This is a genomic window from Microcoleus sp. AS-A8 (genome assembly GCA_039962225.1).
GTDB lineage: Bacteria > Cyanobacteriota > Cyanobacteriia > Cyanobacteriales > Coleofasciculaceae > Allocoleopsis.
In genome coordinates this window covers 171949-193657 of record JAMPKV010000001.1, presented here as the reverse complement: position 1 = coordinate 193657, position 21709 = coordinate 171949, and the positions used below count along the sequence as shown (strand labels likewise).

19 protein-coding genes are annotated in these 21709 nt (G+C 46.6%); 8 read left to right on the top strand and 11 right to left on the bottom strand.

Annotation, left to right across the window (positions count from 1 at the left end; all coding sequences use genetic code 11):
• Positions 1 to 5: 5 nt before the first annotated feature.
• On the top strand, positions 6 to 503 hold the full coding sequence (locus NDI48_00795; GenBank protein MEP0829741.1) for a hypothetical protein: 498 nt from the start codon (positions 6 to 8) through the stop codon (positions 501 to 503).
• A 22-nt stretch (positions 504 to 525) separates the two neighbouring features.
• Here the strand turns inward: NDI48_00795 and NDI48_00790 are convergent, their stop codons facing one another.
• Positions 526 to 738 carry an HNH endonuclease gene (locus tag NDI48_00790; GenBank protein ID MEP0829740.1) on the bottom strand — a complete coding sequence of 71 codons (213 nt, stop codon included), beginning with the start codon at positions 736 to 738 and terminating at the stop codon, positions 526 to 528.
• A gap of 172 nt (positions 739 to 910) precedes the next feature.
• On the opposite strand from NDI48_00790, the gene NDI48_00785 reads away from it, so the two are divergent.
• From NDI48_00785 to NDI48_00770, 4 genes are all read left to right on the top strand, one after another.
• Positions 911 to 3208, top strand: a complete 2298-nt coding sequence (locus NDI48_00785; protein ID MEP0829739.1) for an NACHT domain-containing NTPase — start codon at positions 911 to 913, stop codon at positions 3206 to 3208.
• 217 nt (positions 3209 to 3425) lie between these two features.
• Complete coding sequence (locus NDI48_00780; GenBank protein ID MEP0829738.1) at positions 3426 to 4130, top strand: response regulator transcription factor; 705 nt, start codon at positions 3426 to 3428, stop codon at positions 4128 to 4130.
• Positions 4117 to 5538 carry a HAMP domain-containing histidine kinase gene (locus NDI48_00775; GenBank protein ID MEP0829737.1) on the top strand — a complete coding sequence of 474 codons (1422 nt, stop codon included), beginning with the start codon at positions 4117 to 4119 and terminating at the stop codon, positions 5536 to 5538. The genes NDI48_00780 and NDI48_00775 overlap by 14 nt, the downstream gene beginning before the upstream one ends.
• Before the next feature lie 141 nt (positions 5539 to 5679).
• Entirely contained in the window at positions 5680 to 6084 is a 405-nt protein-coding gene (locus tag NDI48_00770; protein ID MEP0829736.1) for a hypothetical protein, read from the top strand.
• Between the two features lie 342 nt (positions 6085 to 6426).
• Here NDI48_00770 and NDI48_00765 read toward each other — a convergent pair whose 3' ends face one another.
• The 3 genes from NDI48_00765 to NDI48_00755 form a co-directional block, all read right to left on the bottom strand.
• Positions 6427 to 7428: a Gfo/Idh/MocA family oxidoreductase gene (locus NDI48_00765; protein ID MEP0829735.1), complete on the bottom strand. Its 1002-nt coding sequence runs from the start codon at positions 7426 to 7428 to the stop codon at positions 6427 to 6429.
• 398 nt (positions 7429 to 7826) lie between these two features.
• Positions 7827 to 8492: a HEAT repeat domain-containing protein gene (locus NDI48_00760; protein MEP0829734.1), complete on the bottom strand. Its 666-nt coding sequence runs from the start codon at positions 8490 to 8492 to the stop codon at positions 7827 to 7829.
• Between the two features lie 139 nt (positions 8493 to 8631).
• Positions 8632 to 9099, bottom strand: a complete 468-nt coding sequence (locus tag NDI48_00755) for a CBS domain-containing protein (protein ID MEP0829733.1) — start codon at positions 9097 to 9099, stop codon at positions 8632 to 8634.
• Between the two features lie 110 nt (positions 9100 to 9209).
• On the opposite strand from NDI48_00755, the gene NDI48_00750 reads away from it, so the two are divergent.
• Positions 9210 to 9584 carry a VOC family protein gene (locus tag NDI48_00750; GenBank protein ID MEP0829732.1) on the top strand — a complete coding sequence of 125 codons (375 nt, stop codon included), beginning with the start codon at positions 9210 to 9212 and terminating at the stop codon, positions 9582 to 9584.
• Between the two features lie 25 nt (positions 9585 to 9609).
• On the opposite strand, the gene NDI48_00745 is transcribed toward NDI48_00750, so the two are convergent.
• On the bottom strand, positions 9610 to 9924 hold the full coding sequence (locus NDI48_00745) for a hypothetical protein (GenBank protein MEP0829731.1): 315 nt from the start codon (positions 9922 to 9924) through the stop codon (positions 9610 to 9612).
• A 134-nt stretch (positions 9925 to 10058) separates the two neighbouring features.
• The gene (locus NDI48_00740; protein MEP0829730.1) at positions 10059 to 10745 is read right to left on the bottom strand and encodes a phosphoribosyltransferase; all 687 of its coding nucleotides are present in this window, start codon (positions 10743 to 10745) and stop codon (positions 10059 to 10061) included.
• Positions 10746 to 10965: 220 nt separating this feature from the next.
• On the opposite strand from NDI48_00740, the gene NDI48_00735 reads away from it, so the two are divergent.
• Positions 10966 to 11661 carry a uracil-DNA glycosylase gene (locus tag NDI48_00735; protein MEP0829729.1) on the top strand — a complete coding sequence of 232 codons (696 nt, stop codon included), beginning with the start codon at positions 10966 to 10968 and terminating at the stop codon, positions 11659 to 11661.
• Positions 11662 to 11809: 148 nt separating this feature from the next.
• Here NDI48_00735 and NDI48_00730 read toward each other — a convergent pair whose 3' ends face one another.
• The 3 genes from NDI48_00730 to NDI48_00720 all read right to left on the bottom strand — a co-directional run bounded on the left by NDI48_00730 (position 11810) and on the right by NDI48_00720 (position 15603).
• The gene (locus NDI48_00730; GenBank protein ID MEP0829728.1) at positions 11810 to 13351 is read right to left on the bottom strand and encodes an AAA family ATPase; all 1542 of its coding nucleotides are present in this window, start codon (positions 13349 to 13351) and stop codon (positions 11810 to 11812) included.
• A gap of 186 nt (positions 13352 to 13537) precedes the next feature.
• The gene (locus tag NDI48_00725) at positions 13538 to 14134 is read right to left on the bottom strand and encodes a 50S ribosomal protein L25/general stress protein Ctc (GenBank protein MEP0829727.1); all 597 of its coding nucleotides are present in this window, start codon (positions 14132 to 14134) and stop codon (positions 13538 to 13540) included.
• Positions 14135 to 14262: 128 nt separating this feature from the next.
• The gene (locus tag NDI48_00720; GenBank protein ID MEP0829726.1) at positions 14263 to 15603 is read right to left on the bottom strand and encodes an adenylosuccinate synthase; all 1341 of its coding nucleotides are present in this window, start codon (positions 15601 to 15603) and stop codon (positions 14263 to 14265) included.
• Positions 15604 to 15881: 278 nt separating this feature from the next.
• On the opposite strand from NDI48_00720, the gene NDI48_00715 reads away from it, so the two are divergent.
• Positions 15882 to 16925 (top strand): adenosine deaminase, encoded by a 1044-nt coding sequence (locus NDI48_00715; GenBank protein MEP0829725.1) that lies wholly within the window; start codon positions 15882 to 15884, stop codon positions 16923 to 16925.
• A 354-nt stretch (positions 16926 to 17279) separates the two neighbouring features.
• On the opposite strand, the gene NDI48_00710 is transcribed toward NDI48_00715, so the two are convergent.
• Positions 17280 to 17672 carry a hypothetical protein gene (locus NDI48_00710; GenBank protein MEP0829724.1) on the bottom strand — a complete coding sequence of 131 codons (393 nt, stop codon included), beginning with the start codon at positions 17670 to 17672 and terminating at the stop codon, positions 17280 to 17282.
• A 237-nt stretch (positions 17673 to 17909) separates the two neighbouring features.
• Positions 17910 to 21260: a PAS domain S-box protein gene (locus NDI48_00705; GenBank protein MEP0829723.1), complete on the bottom strand. Its 3351-nt coding sequence runs from the start codon at positions 21258 to 21260 to the stop codon at positions 17910 to 17912.
• Positions 21261 to 21709 lie beyond the last annotated feature (449 nt).

Below are 21709 nucleotides of genomic sequence, written 5' to 3'. Positions count from 1 at the left end.
AAAGTATGAAATATATCAAGTCTGTCTTAATGGTTCTAGGCAGTGCAAGCCTGATTTTTTTAGGAGCATGTGGTAACAACAACCAATCCCCAAACTCAGATAACAGCCCAACAAGTACCCAACCAGCCGAATCAACTGCACAACCAACTGATGCAGCTAAAACTGAGTCATCTGGTCATGCCGCAAAACCTCTAAAAGGGGGTCAAGTTGTTGAGTCAGGCCCCTATCACTTAGAGTTTGTCCCAGTGAAGGAAAATAACGGAACTCATTTAGATTTTTATTTGCAAAAAGGGGACAATCACGAAGCCATACCGAACGCTAAAGTAACAGCTCAAGTTCAGTTGCCTGACGGTACGCAGAAATCTTTATACCTTCCCTATGATGCTGCGGGGAAACACTACGCTGCTCTGTTAGCAGAAAAAGCAACGGGTCAGTATCAGGTGAAAATTACTTCAGATATTGATGGAAAAAAGGTAGACGGTCGTTTTAGTTTTAATCACTAGCTCCTCCTGGTGCAAGTAGGAGCTAAATGTTGTTATGACGGGAATGGTTGCAGTAATAGCAGGCAATTCGCAAGTTTTCAATAGCATTGGAGCCACCATCGCGTTTAGCAATTAAATGCTCCAAGGTCATTTCCCTTCTTCTCAGGTACTTGCCACAATAGCAACAGTAGGGTCCGTACATAGCGATGAGTCTTTCTTTTTTGTTGCGCCTTGCTTTAGGTGTCATGTTTGCCATGTCTAAAGCCTCCTATCTTCTAAATCACTTCATCCCTAGCTTCGCTCCCTAGTGGCTGAGAACAAGACTGAGTAAAGGACTGAGAGGGAATGACTTTATGAATGAGTGGATGAGTTAGCGTATGACTTTAAATCTAGCCAGTTAAGATAGTCTCAAATTTAACGATTGGGCTATGACTGGACGTTCACTAAAAGCATCGACCAAGGGCATTGAAAAAGCCAAAACAGCTTTGAGTTACCACTCCTTGAATCAGAAGGCTCTGGCAGAAGAGTTAGGAATGAGTCGGCAGCCAGTCAACAAATTTTTTGCAGGTGAGCGTATTGACCGCAAGTATTTTTACCAAATCTGCGAAAGACTAAACCTAGAATGGGACGAGATTGTTGCAAGGCAACCTAACGAACCAGAGGTAGAAACAAATCCAGATCACAGCTTTGATATCAATGCCCTAGTGCGAGAGGTGAGGCGACGCTCTCACGACAAAATCCAATACCAGTGTGGCACTTTGCGAATGTTGAATATTCCCCAACCAATAGAGGTGAATCACCTTTACGTTGATGTCAACATTTTGGAGAAGCCCACCAATTACATACCAGTGGAGATGTCTCAGTTACCGCAAGTCTTAAACCCAGATACAGAAGAATTTGACCGCTTTGGCTTGGGTAAGGTTCTTCAGAAACGAGTACCAGCACAGGAGGCAGCGAGTACTTACTCTAAGCTGATGATGCTGGGTAAACCAGGCTCTGGGAAAACTACCTTTTTGAAGCATCTAGCCATTGAGTGCAACAAAGGTCAGTTTCTCGCTGATAGGCTCCCGATTTTTATGAGACTGAAAGATTTTGCTGAGGATGCTAGTGATGCTGGTGATTTCAATCTATTCAACAACATCAGCCAAGACCTGGAAAGCTGTGGTGTCTCCTATGAGGAGTTGGAAACCTTACTAAAATACGGCAGAGCCTTAATGTTGCTGGATGGCTTAGATGAAGTACCACAAGCTCACTTCAGGAAAGTACTGAAAGAAATTCGTCGGTTTGCTGAAAAATTTTACCAAAATCAGCTCGTAATCACTTGCCGTATTGCTGCCCAATCATGCGGTTTTGATGGATTCACTGATGTTCAGGTTGCAGATTTTAACTCTGAGCAAATCGAAGCCTTTGCACAAAAGTGGTTTGTGGCGGTTGCAAATAATTCTGAGGAAGAGGGGCAAGAAAAGGCATCTCAGTTTATGGAGAAGCTTCAGCTTCCAGAGAATAAGCAAATCCGAGAACTGGCAGTCACACCGATTCTTCTAAGTTTGACTTGCTTATTTTTTCAGGAAGCAGCAGACTTTCCTTCCAGCCGAACTAAGCTGTATGAGCAGGGAATAGATATTCTGTTGGTTAGATGGGATGAAGCAAGAGGCATTCAACGGGATGAGATTTATCGAAATTTGAGTGTGCCACGTAAGCACAAGCTACTGAGTCAGGTTGCAGCTATCACCTTTGAGCAAGGGGAGTACTTTTTTGATCAAGACAAAATCCAGCAACTCATCGCGAACTATCTCCGCACCTTACCCGATAGCCAAATCGATCTAGATGAATTACGAGAGGATAGCACAACTGTCCTGAAAGCAATTGAGGCTCAACACGGGTTGCTGGTTGAGCGATCAATGGGAATTTACTCCTTCTCTCACCTGACGTTTCAAGAGTATTTCACTGCTAGAGCAATTGTGGCTAGTTCTAATTCAGAAATAATAAAAAGTCTGCTGACGGAGAAACGTTGGCGCGAAGTATATTTGCTAGCAGGTGAGCTGAATTGGAATGGTGATACGCTGCTTTTATTGAAACAACAAATCGATTTAATCACGGCAAAAGACGCCGAGTTGCAACAAGTTATCCAGTGGATAAGCCAAAAATCTCGTTCAGTTCAGTCTCCTTACAAACCTGTAACTGTTCGTGCTTTTTACCTTGCTCTTGTTCGTGTCCTTGGTCTTTCTCTTTCCCGTGTCCATACTAATCCTAATTCTCTTTCCCGCCTCTATCATTCTGCTGGTTCTTTTCCACGTGCCGCTGCCCTCGCCCGTAAACAATCTACTAATGTCCTTGACTTAGCTTTTGAAGTTGACCTTGATGTTGTCCTTGCCCGTGTCTTTACATTTAACATTGAGCCTGAACTAAGTCAAACCCTGCAACAAATCCAGGCTCAAGTTCCGAACCCAGATGAAGATAGGGAAAGATTTGATGAGTGGTGGCAAAAAGAATACCAAGTATGGATTGAGCAATTAAGAGCTGTGAGGATTCCAGATTTCAAGGTCGGTCAGGATGGGAAGTTGAGCCAGCACCTTAAGAACGCGCTTAAGCGTTATTACGAGTTCAATAAGTACCTGATAGATCGCTTGAATATCAGTTGTCAAGTAACTAGTGAAGTACGAGCGCAGATTGAGGATACTTTGTTGCTACCCATCGCTGAGATTGAGAATAGGAACAACAGATAGTAAAACGCGATCGCACCTCGAAAATCCAAGGATTGCCTTTCCGTACACCCCGTAGCCAGTAAAGAGCGATCGCAAACCGAAAAAGGCGATAAAACGCTGGTGCAGACAAGACGCTTTGATGTGTTCCCCACTACATGAATACAAAATTGTGAAATATTCAGCAGAAATCCCACTCGTTTAGCTCGAATTCAAACCTACCGCTAAATAGCTGCTTGTTATGAGAGTTTTGTTAGTCGAAGATGAACCCGATTTAGGCGCTGCTATCAAGCGAATTTTGAACCAGGAAAAGTATGTGGTTGATTGGGTTCAAGATGGGACTGAAGCCTGGAACTATCTGGAAGACCCACAAACGCAATATACACTGGCTATCTTCGACTGGTTACTACCAGGACTGTCAGGATTAGAGCTGTGCAAGCGAGTGCGATCGCAACGCAATCCTTTACCAATTTTGATGCTCACAGCCAAAGACCAAATGGAAGATAAGGTAGCTGGGTTAGATGCTGGTGCGGATGACTATCTGGTAAAGCCGTTTGGTATGGCGGAATTGCTGGCACGATTGAGGGCATTGCAGAGGCGATCGCCCCAACTTCAACCCCAACAATTGACGGTTGGCAGTCTTACCCTAGATTACAGCACCCGAACCGTTTGTTTTCAAAACAATTTGGGCGAACAGCAGGTTATTCCCCTAACCACTAAGGAATTCCAACTGCTGGAGTACTTTATGAAACACCCCAACTACATCCTTAGCAGTGACCAGATTCGCAACCACCTATGGGAAGTGGGTGCAGAACCGATTAGTAATGTGGTGGCGGCTCAAGTGCGTCTGTTGCGACGCAAGCTGGCGTCTTTTGGCTGCCCTGATTTGATTGAAACGTTACATGGCATGGGGTATCGCTTCAATCCAACTCATGAATCAAAATAAACTGTTTAACCGAACTCGCTGGCGATTGGCTCTGTGGTATGCAGGAGTCATGGGTTTAATTTTGAGCATGTCTGGACTCGGTGTCTATGAAGCGATCGCTCATGCCCATAAGGTAGCAGTAGACCGCGAGTTAGAATCTGTAGCGGGGACGCTGCATGACAGTATTGAACTGAAATTGAACCAACCCGGACGCCTGGAGCCGATTGTAGAGGAGCTTGTACCAAATCTTTGTCATCGAGGAGCTAGCTGTATGACAGCGCAGTCGAGTTCCTCTCGCCACATTCTTAGCGCCGTTAACCAAGGCAACTACTATGTCCGCTTCTTCGATACTTCAGGACGATTGATTGCCATAGCGGGTGTTCATCCAGAGGGACTGCCCCAAGTGTTAAACAAAGAACGCTGGCAAACCCTAAAAGATAGCAAAGGCAACGTTTATCACCAAATTTCTCTATCGCTGCATACCCGCAACAATCGCGATTGGGGGTACTTTCAAGTAGGGCGGAGTCTCAAAGACTTCAACGACTACCTTAATAATGTGAAATGGATTTTGATCTTGGGATTGCCAACTACATTGATTCTGGTAGGCGTCTCCAGTTGGTGGTTAGCCGCGTTAGCGATGCAACCCATCTACCAATCCTACAAGCAGATTCAACAGTTTACAGCGGATGCTGCCCACGAGTTGCGGACACCTCTAGCGGCGACACAGGCGACGGTGGAATCAGCACGTTCGGTGCCTCAGTTGGATGAAAAAGAGGTGCAGGACATACTAGACACGATAGGGCGTCAGAATCGGCGGCTGATTCAGCTAGTTGCCGATTTGTTGCTATTGGCTCGTCTGGAACAACAAGCTTTGGCACGGCGACGCCAGCTTTGTTGCCTGAATGATATTGTCAGCGATTTAGTAGAGGAATTTGCAGCGTTGGCACTCTCCAAATCGGTGACGCTGACATCTTCGGTACGGGTACATAACCCACTGAACGTTATCGGTGATGAGGAGCAGCTTTATCGCTTAGTCTCTAACTTAATTATCAATGCCATCCAATACACCCCTGCTGGGGGTCAGGTAACAGTTGCCTTAGATCGCAGCGACGATCAAGCTTTGATTCAGATCCAGGATACAGGTATTGGCATTGCACCTTCTGAGCAAACGCAGATTTTCGATCGCTTCTATCGGGTGAATAGCGATCGCTCCCGTAACACTGGTGGATCGGGATTGGGCTTAGCGATCGCAAAAGCAATTGTTCAAGCACACCAGGGTAGCCTACAAGTACAAAGCGTCTTAGGCCAAGGTAGCACGTTCACTATTCGATTACCTTTGGAAGTTGCCCCACCTAAGAGCGATCGCTCTATTTTGTTCAACAGCCTATATCGCCAGTCATCTCAAAAGAAGTTCAGATTCAACAGATAGAGACTTCCCCATCGCTCAAATCCTGAAAAATCTATCCAATAGAAGATAGTCGATTGTTTATTACATCCTCCTGGGATAGAGGTAAACCTTACCCAATTTTACAACCATACAAAGTAAGGAGTTCTACTTAGGAGTAAGTCCATGAAGCACAGAATTTTTACAGTCCTGGGACTTTTGGCCGTGAGTACAGGGTTAGCTAGCTCAGTTCATGCACAGTCAGCCGTAGTCTCAAACACAGATAGTGCAAGCGTTACCTTATCGGGTGAGTCCCTGAACGGTATTAGAAGCAGAACAATAGGTAATGACTTAAACAACTTTTTTTTAGACGATTCTTCAACGACTTCATTTAGTCCGGTGGGGAATAATAACAATTTTATCGAGCGCAATGGAACCGTATGGCCAATAAATGAGGATGTACAATTGGTGGGTAATAGACCCCTTTACTCCTCAGTTAATCCTGTTCCTTGGGAACAGCATCAACCTCTTAATAATCAGCCATTAAATGGCCCTGAGAGAGTGGAAGTACAGTTCAATTTGGATCAATAATATCTGTAAATTCCGTCTGATATTTTGATGCTGAATTGATGTTTAATCCTAGTTACTTCAGAAGGAGGGGTGGAGACGATCACTACTCGCCTGAGCGATTCAAAGCGAGCATTTGCGTATTCCTAGCATACTCATAGGCTGATCGCCTCCTATCTCATCCTTCAAAACGTATCACCTATCATTAACCACATATAGAATAGATATCCTGATTCGAGTTCTATCTCTTCAGAACAAGCTAACCCAACTTTCCGCCTTGATTAAATTAGATTTGGTAATTTTCAAAATTCAGTCGGGTAGTGCTGAAATTGAGATGGTAGAGGCTTATGCGTTCCAACTAAAATGTTAGCCTTCAAGAATAATTTCCTCTCCCATTTCTGCGGATTGACGCGCCGCATCTGCCACTTTGAGGGCATAACAACTAGCAGCGGGAGACACGTATAAAGGCTTTCCTTCGAGCAAGTAATCTAATACCAAACTTGTATCTTTGGCAAACAAACCGCGACGCCCCGCCACTTCAATCGGTGTCTTTTCTTCTCCGCGAATCAGCATTCCGCGATCGCCCTCAAACAGCAGCGTTCCTTGGTCTCCATGTACCTCAAAGTTGCGTTGTGTATGCCAGAATGTTTCTCCTTTTCCATAGGTCACTTCGACAATTAATTCGCTGGCAAAGCACAGTTGGGTTGTACATAAACAAGCCGTAAAATATTCATCGGCATACCAAAACCGCGATTGACAGCTAACAGACGCCACCTTGCCAAACAAGTCTGTGAAGCGATGAATCCGCGAGAGTGCAGCACTGAAGGGAAAGCCAAAAAGTTCTGGATGGTATGTCCAGCGCTTGGGTGCAGGATGAGCCGGTGATAGGGTGACGTAACGAGCATAAAAGGGATTACCAATTTGGGGCAAGAACTGCCGCAACGCTTCATGCATACCGCCCAAAAGTTCAATATGTTCGACATGCAGGAGTTTGTCTTTGGCTTGTGCCAGGGCAATGAGCGACTCCGCTTCTTTAGGGTCTAGGGAGAGGGGATATTCGACAACAACGTGCTTTCCGGCATTGAGGGCAGCCCGGACAATCATCCCATGATCGAGATTAATCGTACAAATCACGACCAAGTCCACCTCAGGATGCAGCACTAAGTCTGTCCAGGAATCGACAACTGAGGCGTTGTAGTTTTTCGCAAATTCTTGGGTATTTTCGGGGGTATGACCGCTGACAGCCACTAAATGCGATCGCGTATCAGCCTGCAAAGCTTCAGCCCGTCGCTGCGCCGCATATCCGGTACCAACAATACCAGCTCGGATGGGGAGGGAAGGAGGATTAATCTGTGTCAACAATGGCATCGAAAAATTTGGAGGTTATTTACTAGGATTTCACCGTTTACTTCTTCAAGGCAAGCTACGGCATGTCGGTAAAAAGGAAAGTTTTCTCGAATGTATTGACTCTTAAACAAATACTTGAATTTTTACGTTACACCATAGGCCAAAGTTTTCGGTCTACTCACCATCTTTTTTAACCTCAAGTGGGTGATAAGTAAAAACGTTCAAGCTTTTGAGTTGCTCATCATCAGGGTGGGGGAGGCAAGCGACGCTCACTTCCCCCACCTTTGTTTAGCTTGATTACCGTTATCTAGAGCAAAGGCTACGGATAATCAAAAACAGTCCACACTCGGAGTGTAAGTTACTTTAAACTGTTTTCCATTTTCCTTTGTCCTCAGTCCAATTGAGAGTCAACTCGCCCGTCAACCCAACGACACAGACGCCTGCGCTTCCTTCGCCACTTGCTGGTTCTCATCCTTCGCCAAAGTTTCCAGCGTAGAGTGTGCCTCTGCACCTCCCAGCCGACTTAGCGCCTGCGCGACGCGAAAACGAATCTGCCAATCTGAATTCGTGGCAAAAGGAATCAACAACGATACGGCACGCCCATCGCCTAACTCTCCCAAGGCACTAATCGCCGCCGTTTGCACTAGGCTGGTTTCAGAATTAAGCGCTTCCTGCAATAACTCAAAAGAACGCGGATCGCCCATTTCCCCCAATGCGGCAATAATACTAAACTGCACCAACCATTCAGAGGTTTGATGATAAAGCCGCTGAATATCTTCATAGGCTTCTGTCAGCTTGAGTGCACCCAACGCATCAGCCGCCGCCGCTTGCACATCCGGTTCCGAGTCATTGAGTAAGCGATCGCGTAATAGGGTTAACGTCGCTTGTAAATCTTGATTCCCTAGGGTATCCAACTGACTGACTGCTGCATATCGGACACGAGTATTGGCATCCGTCACAATCGGCTGAATTAACTCAAAGGCTACAGCCGGTTCGAGTTGGCGTAACTGATTGACTCCACTTATACGCTGACCAAAATCCTGAGAACTCAGCAGCTCTTGAACAGACTCACGAGTAACGCTCATTGGTATTTGTTTATTATTGCTTCATTAGTGATGGAATAGGGCAACAGTCACCACTGGGTCAAAGCCCCAATTGACTGCTGCCCTTTCTCTGCATTAAACCAGGAATTGTGTCCTCAGTGCCACACGGAGAGTATTTGACTCAGTCATTAAACTCCGCCGCCATCGCCCGCACAATATCCCCAGGCGTGAGAATACCAATGACCTTACCCTGATCATTAACCACCGGCAATCGCCGGATTGACTTTTCCTGCATCAGCTTTGCCGCCTTCCGTAAGGGTTGAGCCGATTCCACCGTAACGGGATTCGTACTCATCACTTCTCCAACAGTTTGCCCCAGCGCTTTATGGAGTTCTTGCTCGTGACGAGCGGGATTTTCTAAAAAAATCACACTATCAAGAAACATAATGTAGACTGGCGGCTCAACTCCTGTCTCCTGCCACAACAAATCCGTTTCAGAAATCACGCCCACCAAACTGCCTGCGTCATCCACCACCGGCAAACCACTGATGCGCTGTTCTGCAAGAATTTTAATGGCCTCTTTGATCGGCGTTTGCGGCTTGACCATGATGGGGTCACGGCTCATGACATCGGCAACGGTTTTGGCCATACTCAGGCTGTTCGCTCTTTAAAATAAGTCTCACAATTTATTGTAAGGAATTGCGGGGAGTATCGAGCTTCTTCTTTCCTGAGTGACTCTGGCTTTAATATACAATCCTTATGCTTTTTCAATACACCGACGCCTTTGTTACCTTAGCCGCCGCTGACGCCGAGACTCTGGTTTGGTTTTATCGCCAGTTGCTCGCTCAAGAACCCAAACCCTACATTCCCAATGTCTATGCTGAGTTTCATCTGACTGGGTTGCGCTTGGGCATCTTTCAGCCTCAACCAACGCACCAGGAAGAATTTGTCAATTCTATGCTAAGCGGCATGAGCTTGTGTTTAGAAGTGGATAATTTAGAGGATGCGATCGCTCATTTAACCCGCATCGGATACCCACCACCCGGAGAAATAATGACAGCCTCTCACGGCCTTGAAATTTATGCTTACGACCCAGCGGGAAATCGCTTAATTCTGCATCAGTCCCATGCATAGCCCTGCAACACCGATAGCTAATCCGTTAAGGGCTATTGAGTAGTCCGTAATTTCTAACTAGATAAACAAAGCTAGAAAAGCTATAAGCCAATAACAAAAGGATGGACGCCAATACCATTGGCTTTCGGGACGAAGGCATGAGCAACTCTCGTACCAACATGGATAGGGCAGCCCCGATCACAAAGCTGGAACTCAGTACTAGGTAAGGCCATTCCGGTGAAAAAAACCACTTCATGCCCAAACCCAGAGCAAATGACATCATCAAGTACTCAACAAACCCCGGTGGGTCGTACTGGATGGAAAAAATTAAAGAGCGCCACCACAATTGACAATATCTCATTGCTAATTAACGCTTGTTTTGAGAGGGTCGTTACCCTATGTTTGCTCAAAACCAATACAGTTTACCAAGGTTAGAGCTACTGATTAGAATAATTCAGCATTGCAGGTTTGGCTAGCCCTTGCGGACGAAGAGGTCTAGTTTTCCGTGATCAGAGGGTGATTATGGTTGTGCAAATAACTCAGGGCGTCCTCGGATTCAACCTGAGGAAATTGTTCGTAAAAGCGGCTAACACTCAAAAATTGCTTGGGTGTTTGTAGCACAACAACGCGATCGCACCACTTTTGCAACCAATTCATGAGTCCTGCTGGCGCTACCGGCGCACAAAGCCAAATTTGTGTTGGCTGTTTCGTTCTCAAGGCTTGGGTTGCTGCTGCCATCGTCATTCCCGTCGCAATGCCATCATCAATTAAAAGTGCCAAAGTGCCTTGGGGATTGACCAGAGGACGCCCTGGAGAAAACTGCTGGAGCTGAGCTTGGGCTTTTTCTTGAGCTTGATAGACAGCCGTTTGTAACAAGCGATCATTTCTTTTGCCCCATCGCTTTTGGCGTAACCAAAGAACATCTCCTTCTGGAGTCACCGCACCAATCGCTAATTCTGGATTTGGGGGCATTGTAATTTTTTTAGCCACCACAATATCCAGAGGACAATTAAGTTTACGGGCTACGGGGGCTGCTACAGGAAGGCCACCGCGAGGGAGTGCATATACAATGGGTGCAGCCGAAATGCCAGCTTCCCGCAGATGATTGATTTGAATGAGAAGCGACTCTGCTAGCTGCTCTCCTGCATCGGCGCGATCGCTAAATAGCGGGGCAGACGACATGGTTTCCTCCGGCGCTTAAAAGCACAGCTTGCTTGCCCCCATAATGACTGATTTTGCTTTATCTGCCCTGTACTGAAGGGGTGATTCTTGACAAAAAATATCGCCACTTCATTTTCACCCCGTTGCGAGCGTGAATCCCATTTAAAATTTAGAAGGCTTCCTGCTCTCCTAACCCTGTGTACCTGTGTGCATTCTGCCCTGATCCGAAACCTTGAAATTCATGTCCAGCGAAGAACAATTAAGCCTATTTGATGAGTCAACCTTTCATGACTCAACGCCGAGTGACTCTCAATACAAACTAATTCCCGCAAATGCCAAAATTCCGATTCCTCCTGGCACTTACGACTCAATGGTGCCTTTAGCACAACACTGCAACGGTTGTCATCGATGCGACTTAGGAGCTACCCGCACTCACGCCGTTGTTGGGCGGGGCAATCCCCAAGCCCCGATCATGATTATCGGGGAAGGGCCGGGTCAAAATGAAGATGAAACCGGTCTGCCGTTTGTCGGGAAAGCCGGACAACTATTAGAGAAAATTCTAGAGTCTGTAAAGCTCGACACTGAGCAGGATGTGTATATCTGTAATGTCGTCAAATGCCGCCCACCGGGTAACCGAGTGCCGACTCCGGATGAAATCGCCGCTTGTAAGCCTTATTTATTAGAACAAATTCGTCTGGTAGATCCGAAGATTATTCTTTTAACAGGTGCGACAGCGGTAAAAGGAGTGACGGGTGACAAGCGGGGTATCACCAAAATTCGCGGCACTTGGATGGAGTGGGAAGGGCGTTTATGTATGCCCATTCTTCACCCGGCTTACCTGCTGCGAAATCCTTCACGAGAACAAGGTAGCCCTAAATGGCTGATGTGGCAAGATATCCAGGTGGTGCGTGCCAAATTGGATGAACTGCGCTCATAGAACATCGAGTAAAAACCCCTAACGACTCAAGTCGCGGCTAAACGAACAAAGCCAGTCTGGACAGGCTTAAGAGTTTCAAGCCGGCTAAGCTACGGCTTCGTTTGTGTAGCCCCACCCTTGAGGGTGTGGGTATCGATGTACTCAAAACCTAACTCAGGATTCCTGGCAGCAGTGATGCCCAATCTTGGGTTGTATCTATCGGGGTGACGAGAGATTGTTCCGCGTCCGTAAAGGGTTCAGCCGTCGCTAACTGTTGAGTCAGTAAATCAGCGGTAGCATCGGAAACATCGCCCGTGCGAGAGGAGAGGCGATCGCGCAAAATTTCCTCTCCTGCCGTACACTGGATAATCTTTAGGGGCAAATTCTGGGTATTGGCTTGAGCAATAGCCTCTTGTCGTAACGCCATGCGATCGTATTTTGCATCTAAAATCACCGGAAAGCCCGCGTTTGCCAACATCAAACCTAATTCCAATAAGCGTCCGTAAGTCTTCTCGCTCATTTCATTCGTATAAAGCTCATCTCCCCCTTTCTGTTCCAAGGGAATCCCCGCGAGGTGTTTGCGTACTGCATCTGAACGGAGGTGAATCGCCCCTAAGCGCCGTGCTAAATGTCGCGCTACCGTCGATTTACCCGAACCCGACAACCCCGACATCAAAATCAACTGCCCCTGATTCGTTTTCGTATACTCCCACGCCTGTCGATAATAATCTGACGCGACTTTTGCCGCCTCTTGCTTGGCATCTTGCGGAACACCAGGGTCATCGAGTAAAAAAGAAGTTACCTTCGCTCTAACATACGCCTGCCGACTTAAGTACAACGGTAAAACTTGTAATCCTTCCCAGTCGCCAGTTTGCTCAATATAGGTATTTAAAAACGCATTTCCTAAGTCTTTACGCCCCCGTGCTTCTAAATCCATCACGGCAAACGCCACATCATACATCACATCAACAAAGCGGAATGGTTCATTAAATTCAATGCGGTCAAACAATTGAATTTTGTCATGCCAAAAGCAAATATTTCTCAGATGCAAATCCCCATGACATTCCCGAATCCGATTATTCTCTCGACGTGTTGCCAATAAGGTCGGCTGTTGTAAAAAAAACGTATCGCTAAAGTTTTTCGTTTCCTCATATTGCTGTTGCGTTTGAGGCCCACCGATATACTTTTCCGTTTGCTGATAATTCTCGTCAAATGCCTCGCGAATTTTAGAGACTTCCCCAAAGGAGCGAATGTAATCATTCGTTTCAGCTTTGGCATGGAATTGGGCAACAATTCGCCCTAATTCTTCCATATGGGTTTCTGTCAACTGCCCCTGCTCAAACATCGTGATAAACAGTGCTTCTTGGGGAAATTGGCACATTTTTAGCGCATATTCTACCGCTTGACCCGCATCCCCCAAAACCAACTTGCCATCGATTTCAACAATGGGCAAAACCTCCAGATAAATCTCCGGCGCAATTGGCTGATTCATCCGCAATTCTTCTAAACAGAAATGCTGCCGTTGTGCCAAAGTAGAGAAATCTAAGAAGCCAAAATTTACAGGTTTCTTAACTTTATAAGCATAATCACCGGTCAGAAACACGTAGGAAACATGGGTTTGTATCAATTGAATCGGTTCTGTTACCGGGTGAGGATAGAACCCTGCTTGCATCATTTGCTCAATCAAGGCAGGAACAGATGTCTGTGTCATTTTTTTGCGTAGGCTTCGTTTACGAGTCGTGATGTGTAAAGCCCCCGTGCTTTCAGCAGGGGAAAGATATCAAAGTTTGGGTTTTTTGTGAGGGGAAGAGATGAACTTTCTTGGATGGGGCATTCTTTCATACAAAAAAGCCAGGGACAATTGTCCCTGGTCTTCCTAAACTCCTGAGGATAAGCCTCAAGTCGCTTCAGAAGCTTCTTCGGTTTCTTCTTGTGAGCCAGCGTAACCCCCCACGATGACAATAGTGGTTTCGGGTTCAAGCATTGGTGTGATGCCCTCTGGCAGAACGAGATCGCTAACATGCAGACTATCTCCAATCTCTAGATTAGAAACATCAACATCGATCGATTCGGGGATGTCGCCTGGGGCACACTGTACCTGAATTTCTGTAATCACAGGATCGAGGATTCCTCCTAATTTGAGCCCTGCGGCCTGTCCCAGAAAGTGCAATGGCACGGTTACTTCCAGGCTGTCTTGAGAAGCTACGGAGAAAAAGCTGAGGTGGTAGACTTGACTTCTTTTCCAAGGATGAGTTTGCACTTCCCGCAGGAGAGCTTTACCATTCCAGGAAATGTCAGGAATATTGACCTGAACAAGAGTGTTGTTAACCGTAGCCTTTTTGAGCAGAGTTTCTGCGGTTTTGGCTGGTAAGGTGAGTGAAACGGATTCTGTCCCTTTATGTCCGTAGAGAACCGCAGGGATTAAACCCGAACGACGCAAGGCTCCTGGCTTGCTGCCTTCTGGTCGCTTTTGACATTCAACTGAAACTTCCATCTGAGTAGCTTTTAGCTTTTATAGGTTTTCAAGAGTGAGCCACAGCCCGATCTTAGATTTTAGAGGGTCGAGGCGAGAATTATGGGTTAGAGTTTCATCCAACCTCCAACATTCAACCTCCAAAATCTTTAGACTCCCAACGATACGGGTGAGCCGTTAGCATACAACAGCGCCCGTTTGGGGCCGTGAATCGGGTCTTCTACGATAATTGTTTGGTCGCGGCTAGCTCCCAAGGAGACTAGGGCAATGGGTACTTCCATTAATTCCGCCAGGAATTTGAGATAATCCAGTGCTTGCTTGGGTAAATCTTCCAATGTCCTACAATCTTCGGTGGATTGTTGCCATCCCGGCATGGTTTGGTAGATGGGTTGACATCGCGAGAACCGACGAGAGCTGCTAGGAAAATTCTCGCAGCGTTTACCGTCAATTTCGTAGGCAACGCAAACTTTGATTTCTTCCAGGGTGTCGAGAACGTCGAGTTTGGTAATGGCTAGACAATCAATGCCATTAATGCGGACAGCATAGCGGCCAATGACAGCATCGAACCAGCCACAGCGACGGCGACGACCGGTGGTGGTACCAAATTCAGCCCCGCGATCGCACAATGTATCTCCAAGCTCTCCATGGAGTTCTGTGGGAAATGGCCCTTCCCCCACACGCGTAGTGTAGGCTTTTGCTACCCCAATCACGCGATCGATCATGGTCGGCCCCACACCGGCACCCACACAAGCCCCACCGGCAACTGGATTAGAAGAGGTGACGTAGGGATAGGTCCCGTGATCTAAATCTAACAGCGTCCCTTGAGCGCCTTCAAACAAAATATTGCGTCGTTCTTGAATCGCATCGTAAATCTTCAACGAGCAATCCACAACATGGGGACGTAACCTTTCAGCATACTCTAAGTACTGATCGATCACGACTGCCGGGTCTAAAGGCGGCAAGTTATAAAGCTTTTCAATAATGACGTTTTTATAGTTAATCGTCCAGTTTAGCTGTTTTCGCAGGGATTCGGGGTTCATCAAATCCAAGATCCGAATGCCAATGCGCTCTGATTTATCAGCATAAGTGGGGCCAATCCCGCGACCGGTGGTGCCGATTTTGTGATTGCCGCGTCGCTCTTCGGATGCCTGATCAATTAACCGATGGTAAGGCATCGTGACATGGGCTGTTTCCGAAATCAGGAGTTTTTGGGTGGAAATGCCTAGTGCTTCGAGCTGGTCGAGTTCTGTAATTAAGACCGCCGGGTCAATAACCGTACCAGAACCAATAATACACTCGGTATCGGGATACAAAATCCCAGAGGGAATGAGATGCAGCTTGAAGGTTTGGCCTTGAACAACAACAGTATGCCCAGCATTGACCCCCCCCTGGTAACGGACGACGACATCTGCCGAACGACTGAGTAAATCTGTGATCTTGCCTTTTCCTTCATCGCCCCATTGGGCACCGATTACAACGACGTTAGCCAAGGGTTTTTTTTTATTGTAGAGTTTTCACAAACTACAATTATTATCATCCCGTGTAGTGGGTGTCAACTTAAAATTAACAGTAAGTTATGACTCTAAGAAGAGGGGATGCGTACAGGCGTTGCTAATCAATCTGTGGCAACGCATTGAGCTTGATAGCCATCAAGCGACAGCGCCAGTTCGTGATGGGGTAATGGCTTCCCCTGAGTGGACTCACGGTTGAATGAGATTGACGCCGCTATTACCCATTCCAAGCCTTATTTAATATTAGAGAGGTTTTTGTGAGTTTATACGCTGAATTACACCGCCATCTCGGCGGTTCGGTTGTTCCTCGTATTCTCTGGCGATATTTCCAACGCCACAATCCCGAACAGGCGGGACGGTTTCCTGAGTATCCTGGGTTTGAGCAGTTTTACACACGACCTCGTAACACGCTAGATGAGTATCTAGAACTGCACACATTGGTGGAAAGTGTCCAAACCGAGGAAACTTTGCCCTATTTCATCTATCGCTTAATTCGTGGCGCGCATATTTTTGAGAATTTGGCGTATTTGGAGTTACGCTACACGCCTTATCTCCGCACATCTGAGCGCTTAAGTCAATCTGAGCGAATTGAGCAGATGACGCAGATTGTGGAAATCGTCGGTAAAGCGAGTCAGGTTGCCGAGTATCCGATGGTAACCAGCCAAATTCTGTGTATGCACTCACGGTTACCTTATGAGGTAAACAAGGCGATTGTTGATTTGGCAGCGCAGAGTCAAGAGTATGTGTGTGGGGTTGATTTGGCGGGGGGAGATGCTCACTATGCTGAGCGTTTAGATGAGTTTATCGGGTTGTATCAGTATGCGCGATCGCTCGGATTAAAAACAACCGGTCATCTCTACGAAACTCCAGATGGCTGTTACCCTGAATTGCTGCCCTATCTAATGCGAATTGGTCACGGCATCCAAATTCCTTTAAAGCATCCAGAGTTATTATCTCAGTTGCAACAGCAGGGGCAATGTTTGGAAGTTTGTCCTACGACTTATCTGAAAACTGGCACCCTACAAGATATTCGGCAGTTGAAAGTGGTATTTGACCGCTGCTTTGAGGCCGGCGTAGATATTGCCATTGGTACAGATAATGCAGGATTGCACAATGTTCGTCTGCAATTTGAGTATGAAAATTTGCTGACTCAAGATGTAATTAATTTTAAGCAGTTACAAGCTTGTCAAGATGCTGCATTCCGACATGCTTTTGCTTGGCCTCATACTCAAGACCCGACTTCGTTGTTGACGGACTTGCTGAAAACTGAACCCAAAAAAACGTTCGCTGTGAATAGTTAGGGAGAAAATGTTAAGAACCTAAAACCCTTTTGCATCTTGTCCTCACTCTCATCTCCGGTCTGCCTTGCCTCAACGACAAATATTAATGCCAACCTACTTAGCTGGTGAATTTTTGGGCGGATTTGGTCTAGTAGTAGGGTGGGCCCTGCCCACCTTACCTGTAGAGGTTTTGTGTAAGTCCTGACCAAGAATCCGATTAGCGCTTACACCACCTTGATTGAACAGAGCTACATAGGTATCGATTATTAGTCAGTAATTAGTCGTTATTCGTAAATGCTATTTAAACGATTAACTCCTGAAGAATTACTCCTAAAAAACGCTAATTTGTAGCAACTGTTTGCCTGAAGGGTATGATTACCATACTTCATCAATGGGCGGTGGTTCTACTCCTTGAAAACCCATGCCCCATTCATAGTGAGGCGGCTCCGGTAGCGGTGGCGGTGATCCGACGGCCTTATCGTTAGTCTCAGAAGCCGAGTTTAAGGAATGAATGGGTGATGTAGTATGAATACTACTGACCCAGTTATTATTAGTCCTCGCTGGCAACGGTGTCAACGTATCTGGCATTTTGCCCTCCCGCTCCAGTAACTCACTCAAATGGTGCAATCCTTCACATAATTTGTGTAAGTGTAGGCATCGGTAATTGGCGGCTTGCCAGTCTCCTGCTTCGAGGGCTTCGACGTAGCCCTTCTGCAAGGCTCTAATCAGCCTCAACTGGGTTTCGATGATTGGGTAAGTAATTGCCATGGATTTTGCTGTTGTTGAATTGTGCTCCGCCATATATCCCTTAAGGCATTCTCTGTGGAAGAAGAGAAACCAGCCTTTCCTATATAAGGCTTTCAAGCTTAATAGTGTTCAACAGAATCCCTTCAAAGAAGTTTTGTTAAAGAACCGTTGCGGCGACACCAACAACGTGCGATCGCCTCGTTCGTAGTTAGCGCTGATTACCAGTAAGACTCTACTCAATAAAATGTGGATGACGGCTCATGAGTCCCCACTGCCCAATGCCCTGACGGAGGGTGAAATGGGAATTTGAATCCAAAATTCAGCTCCCTGCCCTGGCTCCGAGTAACACTGGAGAAAACCCCCATGTTTCTCTACTATGATTTGGTGGCTAATCGACAAACCTAAACCAGTACCTTTACCCACCGGTTTGGTTGTAAAGAAGGGGTCAAAAAGACGCCTAACTACGCTAGGCGGCATTCCTAATCCATTGTCACGAATCCGAATCACCGCTTGGTTATCTTCCAGCAGTTTTGTACTAATCCAGATCGTCGGTGAAGTGGAAACAGGATGAGCGGGTGATGAAGTGTTGATCGGATTGTGTCTCTCCCCATCTTCTTGACTTTCTGAACACAATCGTTGTTCCGTCCCTTCCACGTTCCAATTCTCTAGGGCATCGATCGCATTGCTGATGATATTCATAAAAACTTGATTAATCTGGCCGGCATAGCACTCCACCGGGGGCAAGTTGCCGTACTCTTTAATCACCGTCACCCCTAAATTTTTCCCTTTGGGTTTCAAGCGGTTTTGCAGAATCAACAGAGTACTATCAATCCCTTCATGGATGTTCACGGGTCTCATTTGGGCGTCATCCAACCGTGAAAAGTCGCGCAAACAAAGCACAATTTCTTGTATACGGTCAGCTCCCATTTTCATGGAAGACAGGATTTTGGGTAAGTCTTCAATCAGGAATTCTAAATCAATTCCTTCGATAAATTTTTGAATTTCTGGGGTCGGATTCGGATAGTGCTGTTGATAGTAATGAATCAGGCCAAGCAGGTCTTGGATATAGTTCGTGGCATGGCTCAGGTTGCCCGTGATGAAATTGACGGGGTTGTTGATTTCATGGGCTACCCCAGCGACCATTTGACCGAGTCCAGACATTTTTTCGGTTTGAATCAGCCAGGTTTCAGTTTGCTGAAGGTCTTTTAAGGCGACTTCAAGATGGCGCGCTTGGGTTTGGGCGGCAAGAGTGGCAGCGCGCGTGTTGGCGAACATTTCTGTTTGTTCGATCGCGATCGCGAGCTGATCCACCACGGCTTGCAATAGTTCGACTTCGCGATCGCTCCACTGACGCGGGCCATTATAGTGACTACAGGCGATGGCACCGAGCTGACCGGTGTGGGTTTTCAAGGGAAGCAGTAGTCCAGCCGTAATCCCCCAATTGCATAGTAGGGATTGGGTTTTGCCCTCTAAATCCCCGGTTTGTCTCAAATCCTCAATCTTGAGCGTCTTTTGTGCGCGAATGATTTCAGCGATCGGCTGGAGATGGGGCGGTAGGTTTTGTGCCAACAGACTTGGCAATTCAGGGTTACAGGCTTCGTGAGATAGGCTTAACCTTGGTTGCTCCCCCTCTTCAAAGCACCATAAAAAGTGACAGCTGTCAACGCCAAGCAACCGCCAAATCTCAGTGACGGCAGTATTGAGAATGATATCGAGGTCGAGGAAGTTGTGAATTTGACTGGCTAACTGACAAAGCAAGGCTTCCCAACGACTGAGAAGTTCATCCCGCGACCAAGCACGGTCAATTGCAGTGGCGATTGTCTTCGCCACCCACCCTAAAACGTTGTGAACGACTTGGGAAAAGCGATGGCGACTATGCAGCGCTATGACCCCCACCAAGCGCGACTCGACCATTAGGGGGTAACCACTAAAGTTAATCGGCGCGCTGTCCGCTTCCCCTGATTCGCCAGACAACGGAGTGTTTAAAGATTGTCGGGTTTGGGCAATTGTGCCGATCAGGTGGTGGTTTGGGGGAACGTGAGCGGGAAATGTGTTCGTGGGTCGAAGAGTGCCGGCAAAGGCTTGCAAGTCTAAGGGTAAGGAGCCACCTGACCCAACCGCAGCCGGGTCAACCAGCCAAATTCCCGCCCCGATCGCGTCCAGGTGTTGTACCATGGCCTCGGTGCAGTGCTTGAGGCTCTCAACCAACGGACTGCCCTGTCCCAGCGCGGCTGCTATGTCAGCTTCTAGGGTTGAGAAGTGGGAACGTTCTAGAAGGGTGGCTTTCCCTGCTTTGTGGCGAGTAACCTCATGCCCAATCCCATAAATGAACTGTTCCTGAACTGGGCAAAAAAAATTCCAGCGTTGCCATTTATAGGAACCATCCTGACAACGATAGCGATTTTCTATCACCAGGGTTTCGGTGGTACTCGCTAGCTTCTCCCATACGGATTGGGTTGCCGCTTTGTCTTCCGGATGAACAAAATCAAGGAAAGGTTGAGAAAAAAGTTGGTCTGGGGTGTAGGAAAGGATTTTTTCAAAGGCTGGATTCACCTGCTGAAAATCGCCATTTAAATTGAGGATGCACATCAGATCGGGCGAGAGCGTAAAAAAGCGATCTGTCCGACAACTGGCTTGGCTCAGGCCCTCTTCCTCCATTCGCTTACGCTCAGTAATGTCTTGACAAATCGACACATAGGCACAAAGTTTTTCCTGAGTATTCAAAATAGGTACAATCGCCGTATTCACCCAATAAAAATTGCCATCTTTAGCCCGGTTCCTGATTTCCCCTCTCCAAATTTTCCCTCTACCAAGCGTCATCCACATCTGTTTAAAAAAATCCGATGAGTGGTAACCGGAATTCATCAGGCGGTGGTCTTTTCCCAGCAGTTCTTCTCTGGCATATTGTGAGATTTTACAGAAAGTATCATTAACGTAGTTAATTTTTCCCCGATAGTCTGTCATCGACACCATCGAAGTTCGCTCTAATGCAAACCTGATCGTTTCCAGCTCTTGATCTAATGCTTGTTGCGCCTGCTTCATTGCTTGGTGCTTGTTCGCCCTTGGCTTCAAGCTGGTTACGCTTTTCCGCTGCTCCGACGGCATGTTAACAGGGCTTACTGTTAGGCTGAGCGCTCGTTTACTCAACGCCGCTAGCGTCTTTTTTTGTTTTAACGTTAGCGATCGCGGCTGGTGATCCATTACTGCTAATATGCCTACTATCAGCCCTTGAGGCATCACTAAAGGGACACCCGCATAAAATCGGATGTTGGCTTGAGACTTTACCAGTTCATGGTTAGCCCAATCGGGTTCTGCTAACACATCTTTAATCATCAACAAACGGGAATCCCTGCGTTCTAGTTGCAGAAGCGTTTGAGAACATAACGCCAAATAAGCTTCGGTTGAGTTAGGGTCTAAGCCCACTTGGGATTGAACCCACCCTCTTGTGGCATCAATGATGCATAGCAGCGCAATCGGTGTTTTGCAAATGCCCGCTGCTAAGCGGGTCAAATCGTCGAATGCAGCTTGGTGAGCTAATTCAAGACCTTCTTGATACGGGTCAATCTGATCAAGGCTGGTGGCTGCGTTCCCAAATAGAAGCGTTTTCATTGCTTTGCGTTCCTCTCCTCGCCGAAGCCAGGTTCTTTACGGTTTCTTGGCTTAATGGGATTTTACGGAGTAACGAACGGCGTTGTCGCGTCCTTTTGTGGACACGGCTTTGTTGTACAACGGCGATTCTGTTACTGTCAATAACTAGAGAATTTTCCAATAACGATGAAGTAAATTGCTCCTAATGCCTTTAAGCCAATGTTCGCAGCCTTTGAACCCGTTTTAGAGACTAAAATTTCTCTCGTTATGAGCTTCCATGAAAGCTTTACCCCGATCTGTACTCGGTGGATTCCCTTCATCTTAACTAATTTTATAACCCCTTTTCTAATCTTCACAAATCATATTTAATTTTAAGAAATATAAAGCCTTTCTCAAAGTTATATTAATAATGGAAGTAAGGACGTTGCAGCGGAATAAAGGCTAGTCAAAACATGAAAAATTAGTGAAGC

Excerpts from the sequence above, each read along its gene's own strand:
- NDI48_00795 (MEP0829741.1), top strand. The coding sequence starts at position 6 with ATGAAATATATCAAGTCTGTCTTAATGGTTCTAGGCAGTGCAAGCCTG.
- NDI48_00790 (MEP0829740.1), bottom strand. The coding sequence starts at position 738 with ATGGCAAACATGACACCTAAAGCAAGGCGCAACAAAAAAGAAAGACTC.
- NDI48_00785 (MEP0829739.1), top strand. The coding sequence starts at position 911 with ATGACTGGACGTTCACTAAAAGCATCGACCAAGGGCATTGAAAAAGCC.
- NDI48_00780 (MEP0829738.1), top strand. The coding sequence starts at position 3,426 with ATGAGAGTTTTGTTAGTCGAAGATGAACCCGATTTAGGCGCTGCTATC.
- NDI48_00775 (MEP0829737.1), top strand. The coding sequence starts at position 4,117 with ATGAATCAAAATAAACTGTTTAACCGAACTCGCTGGCGATTGGCTCTG.
- NDI48_00770 (MEP0829736.1), top strand. The coding sequence starts at position 5,680 with ATGAAGCACAGAATTTTTACAGTCCTGGGACTTTTGGCCGTGAGTACA.
- NDI48_00765 (MEP0829735.1), bottom strand. The coding sequence starts at position 7,428 with ATGCCATTGTTGACACAGATTAATCCTCCTTCCCTCCCCATCCGAGCT.
- NDI48_00760 (MEP0829734.1), bottom strand. The coding sequence starts at position 8,492 with ATGAGCGTTACTCGTGAGTCTGTTCAAGAGCTGCTGAGTTCTCAGGAT.
- NDI48_00755 (MEP0829733.1), bottom strand. The coding sequence starts at position 9,099 with ATGGCCAAAACCGTTGCCGATGTCATGAGCCGTGACCCCATCATGGTC.
- NDI48_00750 (MEP0829732.1), top strand. The coding sequence starts at position 9,210 with ATGCTTTTTCAATACACCGACGCCTTTGTTACCTTAGCCGCCGCTGAC.
- NDI48_00745 (MEP0829731.1), bottom strand. The coding sequence starts at position 9,924 with ATGAGATATTGTCAATTGTGGTGGCGCTCTTTAATTTTTTCCATCCAG.
- NDI48_00740 (MEP0829730.1), bottom strand. The coding sequence starts at position 10,745 with ATGTCGTCTGCCCCGCTATTTAGCGATCGCGCCGATGCAGGAGAGCAG.
- NDI48_00735 (MEP0829729.1), top strand. The coding sequence starts at position 10,966 with ATGTCCAGCGAAGAACAATTAAGCCTATTTGATGAGTCAACCTTTCAT.
- NDI48_00730 (MEP0829728.1), bottom strand. The coding sequence starts at position 13,351 with ATGACACAGACATCTGTTCCTGCCTTGATTGAGCAAATGATGCAAGCA.
- NDI48_00725 (MEP0829727.1), bottom strand. The coding sequence starts at position 14,134 with ATGGAAGTTTCAGTTGAATGTCAAAAGCGACCAGAAGGCAGCAAGCCA.
- NDI48_00710 (MEP0829724.1), bottom strand. The coding sequence starts at position 17,672 with ATGGCAATTACTTACCCAATCATCGAAACCCAGTTGAGGCTGATTAGA.
- NDI48_00705 (MEP0829723.1), bottom strand. The coding sequence starts at position 21,260 with ATGAAAACGCTTCTATTTGGGAACGCAGCCACCAGCCTTGATCAGATT.